The sequence below is a fragment of the Protofrankia sp. CiP1_Cm_nod4 genome, from assembly GCF_982290645.1.
Map to the genome: position 1 here is coordinate 5,674 of NZ_CEVIVC010000032.1, position 4,508 is coordinate 10,181.

At 71.0% G+C, this 4,508-nt stretch carries 3 protein-coding genes; 2 read left to right on the forward strand and 1 reads right to left on the reverse strand.

The annotated features are described in order from the left end of the window. The coding region (locus AC5LSR_RS08645; protein ID WP_493468332.1) for an SCO6880 family protein at nucleotides 1–1,095 on the forward strand (1,095 nt) is incomplete at its 5' end. Continuing rightward, nucleotides 1,092–2,855, forward strand: coding sequence for a putative type IV secretion/conjugal transfer ATPase (locus AC5LSR_RS08650; RefSeq protein WP_250293048.1), 1,764 nt, complete (start codon nucleotides 1,092–1,094; stop codon nucleotides 2,853–2,855). The genes AC5LSR_RS08645 and AC5LSR_RS08650, both read left to right, overlap by 4 nt. Before the next feature lie 24 nt (nucleotides 2,856–2,879). Here the strand turns inward: AC5LSR_RS08650 and AC5LSR_RS08655 are convergent. Further along, the coding region (locus tag AC5LSR_RS08655; protein WP_493468333.1) for a serine/threonine-protein kinase at nucleotides 2,880–4,508 on the reverse strand (1,629 nt) is incomplete at its 5' end.

The window sequence follows — 4,508 nt, forward strand, 5'->3', positions numbered from 1 at the left end:
AGGCGGGGGACGTTCACGGCTGTCCTGCAGGTGCAGGGCAGCCAGTTCGCGCTGCTGGAGTCCGGCGACCAGCAGGCCAGGGTGGACGCCTGGGGTGAGCTGCTCGCCGGGCTGACCGTCGGCGGCGGGCGGCTGTCCCGCCTGCAGTGGCTGGAACGCACCCTGCCGGACTCCGGGGACCAGCTGCAACGGCACTGGCGGGTGCGCGGGCAGCACGACGGCTCGTGGGCGGCCGAGGCGTACCAGGAGGTCATCGACGCCGCCGGCCCGGTCGCCCAGCGGCACGAGACCTTCCTGTCGTTCCAGCTGCGCGCCCGCGACGTACGGCGGGCGATCCAACGCGCCGGCGGTGGTGACCACGCGGCCTGCGCGGTCCTGCTCGGCGAGCTGCGCACCATGGAGGCCGCGCTGGCCAGAGCGTCGATCAACACGGTCGGCTGGCTGCCACCGCGCGCCCTGGCCGCGGTGATCCGGACGACCTACGACCCGTACTCGATCGAGATGATCGACGCACGCGGTGGCGCGGTCTCCGACCGGGCCGGCGGGCTCGCGGGGCTGCCGTCGGGTGTCGACCCGGCGATCGCCGGCCCGGTGCGCGCGGTGGCCGGCTGGGACCACTACCGTACCGACTCCGGCTTCCACACCACCTACTGGATCAACGGCTGGCCACGGGTGCCGTCCCCGGCCGCGTTCCTCGCCCCGCTGCTGATGGAGACCACCTGCCGGCGGACGGTCTCCCTGATCGTCGAGCCGATGCCCGGCCGCAAGGCCGAGAAGGCGGTCAACCGCCGCCGGATGGCACACCTGGGTGAACAGCAGATGCGCGACAAGGTCGGTAAGGTCACCACCCAGCGCGACATGGCCGAAGCGTCCGAGGTGGAGCGCCGCGAGCAGGAGCTCATCGCCGGGTTCGGCGCCTTCCGCTTCCACGGGTTCGTGACGGTCTCCGCGGACGACCTCGACAGCCTGGCCGATGCGTGCGGCGAGGCGGAGACGCTGGCGTCCCGCAGCCGGCTGGAGATGGTCCGTCTGGTCGGCGAACAGGATCAGGGGTTCAGCGTCGCCGCTCTGCCGCTGGCCGTGGGGGTGTCATGACACCGCACCGTTCGTCGGGCGGGGCCGGTACCGACCGGGAGACCCATCGCGAGCTGAAGGACCTGCGGCGGGCCGAACGTGAGGCACAGCGCGGCGAACGGGCCGCCGCCCGGGCCGAACGGGCGGCGATCCGGCGGGCCCGGATGGCGTTGCGCCGCGGCGAGCAGCCACCGCCCCTCGTCGGCCCGCACGCCGGCCGGACCTTCCACAAGCTGCGCCTGCCAGCCCACATGGAGACGACCGCGCAGATCGCCGGCATCTACCCGTTCGTCGTGGACGCCGGGCTGGACACCCCCGGCATGTACATCGGCCGCCACGTCTGGTCCGGCGACTCCTTCGTCTTCGACGTGTTCGAGCTCTACCGCCAGCAGGTCATCGAGAACCCCAACTTCGCGGTCTTCGGCTCGGTCGGCTCACGCAAGTCGTCCCTGCTCAAGACGCTGATCTCGCGAGGGGCCGCGTTCGGCTACCAGGCGGCGGTGCCCTGCGACCCGAAAGGCGAGTACACCCGGCTGGCCCGCCGGCTGGGCTGCGAGCCGACCTACATCGGCCCGGGCCTGTCCACCCGGCTCAACCCGCTGGACGCCCCGCCACGGCCGCCGGGCATGGCGGACGCGGACTGGTCCCGGGAGGTCAAACGGGCTCGGTCGGCACTGCTGTCCTCGTTGATCGAGACCGCGAAGGGCGTGCCACTCACCCCGTCCGAGCACACCGCTGTCGACCTCGCCCTCGACGTCGTGACCCGGCAGATCACCGGCGCCTCCACCGACCGGCAGGCGACCCCGCTGCTGCCGCACGTCCTGGACGCGATGACGAACCCGTCAGAAGCCGACTGCGCGGCGCTGCCGGTGACCGCGGCCGAACTGCGCGACTCCTCCCGGGACGCGACGCTGACCCTGCGCCGGCTCACCCACGGTGCGCTCGGCGGGCTCTTCGACGGCCCGACCACCTCCCCACTGGACTTCGACCGGCCGATCGCCGTACTCAATCTCGAGCGGGTCCAGGGCTCCGACGAGATGATCGCGCTGATCATGACGTGCGCGCAGGCGTGGATGGAAGCCGCGCTGATGCGCCAGGACGGCGTCCAGCGCTACGTCGTCTACGACGAGTGCTGGCGGCTGATGCGCTTCGCCGGCCTGGTCCGGCGGCTGTCCGCCCAGCAGAAGCTCGCCCGCCAGTGGGGATGCGCGAACGCGATCGTCGCGCACCGGATCTCCGACCTGCTCTCGGCGTCCCCGGACTCCGTCGAGGTGGCCAAGGGCCTGCTCGCCGAGACCGCGATCCGCATTCTGTACAAGCAGGCGTCCGACCAGATCCCGGACACGCAGCGGGCGCTGGACCTCACCGACGTAGCCTCGGACATGCTGCCCCGGCTGGACCCCGGTTTCGCGTTGTGGCTGATCGGGAACCGCGCGTTCTACGTCGAGCACGTCGTCGGCGACCTGGAGATCCCGGTCGTTCTCAACGGATCGAAGATGCACGGCGAGGTCGACAACATCAACCTCGTCCCGGATGATCTCGACCCCGTCGTGCTGGACGGCTACGACTACCGCGACCGGGCTGAGTACGATGCCACCGACGACGGCGAGTACGCGGATTACGCTGGCTACGGTCCCGACGCCGGCCACTATGCCGAGCGTGGTGCCCGGTACGGGACGGGCGGCTTCGCCGTCGACGCCCCGCCAGCCGGTCAGGACGAGTTCTCCGCCGAAGAAATGATGGACACCTTTCCCTATGGCCCGCTGTCCCGGGAGATCTAGCCGGCCGCGGGCCGCATGATCGCGCTACCCGTTCCCCGGGCTCCACGGCCGGAACGGGTCGATCGTCTCGGGCTGGCCACCTGGGCCGCCGGGAGGGGAAGCCGGCGGAACATCCGGCCCGTCGATCGGGAGGGGCGTCCCCTGGCCGGGCGGCAGCCCCTGCTGGGCCATCGGCGGCACGGCCGGGCGGGCGGTGGAGGCCACCCTGGGCAGGAGAACGATACCGGGATTGCAGTCGCCGAGTGCCGCCCGGCGGTCACCCAACGACGAGTCGACCAGCACGAAAGCCGTCGGCGGGAGCTGCTGGATCTGCGTCGGCTCGACGCTGAACTCATAGACCCGCTGCAGAACCGCACCGTCCTGATGGGAATCAGTGACCGACAGGCTTTCGGTGCTCTCCCAGAATGCCGACTGGGATACCGTGACCGACCGGCTCCAGCTGCTTGATTTTCCAGCCCTCCCGCGCGAACCGCCGCGGCTCTCGGTCTCGGAGACCGAGACGCTCCCCCCCGTGCTGCTGGACGCCCCCGTGGTGAGGCTGCTGCCGACCTGCCGGGTGACCTGGGAGAAGACGAACTTGTGCCCACGGCCGACGAACTCGGCCGCCCTCTCGGCCTCCCTGGCGTTCCCCAGCCGCATGACGAGGGTGGCGCTGTCGCCCGCGCCGATCAGACGTTCGGTGCCCTCTCCCAGATGCTCGAAAAGATTCACCAGACGTATGCCGGCGTTGGCCGCGTACCGGGCCATGCCCTCCAGCGCGGGCAGTCCCATCCGGTCCCCGCCGGCAACCACCAGAATGTCATGGGAAGCGTCACCACGGCGGCGGCGGAGCTGGTGCAGGACAATGTGGAACAGCACCCTGTCGGCGAATTCCTTACGGGTGGCCGACGTGTCATGGCTCGATGTCGCTATGATGCGCAGCCCTGGCACCGGCCACCACGGCCGCGGTGTGGTAGCCGGTGCCGTTTCCTCCCGGCCGGCCAACCGCTCCAGGGAGGCCCGCAGGTAGTGGATTTCCCGCTGGGTTCTTTCATTTTCTCGCCACCCGCCCGCCCGGTCGGCGACGGCGTTCCGCTCCGCGGACGACAGGAGGCCCGGACCGTCGTTCCGCTCGTTCCCCTCCAGCACGCGCAGGCCGGCGGCAAGCCGGCTGAAGGTCAGAGGTGGTTCCAGCCGGGTGGCGACAGCCGCGAGTATCTCGGCGTCGAGCACCCGGAGCGTCGGATCAGCACCCCCGCCACGTCCCACGTCGACGGCATCCGCGAGAAGCTCGGCGGCGTCCTCGGGATCCACACCGTGCAACAGTCCCAGCCCGCCGATATCAGCGGGAAGATCGTCTACCGTGACCGGGCATCCCGCGTCGACCGCGAGCTGGGCCAGACCACCGCCGACTCCGCGCTCACTGAAATCGAGCAGGAGAATGCCGCCACCGGAAGCAAGCGCCGAGGAGCCAACGGTCGCCAGCAGGCCCGCCCAGCCGTCACGAGTGCCACCGAAAACGTCGACCCGGCTCGCCGCCGACCGGGGCGCCAGCGGATGGAACAACGGCACCGTCTCCCGCCGGGCACGGTCAGCGGCCTCGTGACTTTCCACCGCCGCCCGCCAGCCGGCGGTAGCGGCCTGATACCTCTCCCACTCGGCATCACGATGCCT